The sequence below is a fragment of the Mycobacterium sp. E342 genome, from assembly GCF_001667665.1.
Lineage (GTDB): Bacteria > Actinomycetota > Actinomycetes > Mycobacteriales > Mycobacteriaceae > Mycobacterium.
The window spans coordinates 1-514 of sequence record NZ_LZJM01000081.1; the positions used below are offsets into that span (position 1 = coordinate 1).

Genomic DNA, 514 nt, shown 5'->3' on the forward strand with positions numbered 1-514 from the left:
ATCCTGCTGACCATCGCGCTGGCCACGCCCACCCACGACATGCGCATCCCGCGCAACCGCGCGGTGGTCGTGCTGGTCATCGACATGTCCCAGTCCATGCGGGCCACCGACGTCGCGCCCGACCGGCTGACCGCCGCGAAGGTGGCCGGCAAGCAATTCGCCGACGAGCTCACCCCCGCCATCAACCTGGGGCTGGTGGAATTCGCGGCCAACGCCTCGCTGCTGGTCTCGCCGACGACCAACCGTGCGGCGGTGAAGGCGGCGATCGACAGCCTGAAGCCGGCCCCCAAGACCGCGACGGGTGAAGGGCTCTTCACCGCGCTGCAGGCCATCGCGACGGTGGGCTCGGTGATGGGCGGCGGCGAGGGTCCGCCGCCCGTGATGGCGGTGGCGCTGACCGCGTGCAGGGCGGTGAAGATGGCCTCGCCGGTGGCGGTGCTGTCGGCGAAGTCGAGCTTCTTGAGCGCATCGATGGTCGCCTGGTGCTGCGGGGTGGGCGGCACCAGCAGGTACG

General features: G+C 71.0%; 1 protein-coding gene. It reads left to right on the forward strand.

Annotated elements, in window-relative coordinates; translation table 11 throughout:
* Positions 1 to 514, forward strand: a 514-nt coding sequence (locus A5692_RS05355; RefSeq protein ID WP_156765934.1) for a VWA domain-containing protein, incomplete at both ends; no start/stop codon positions are given.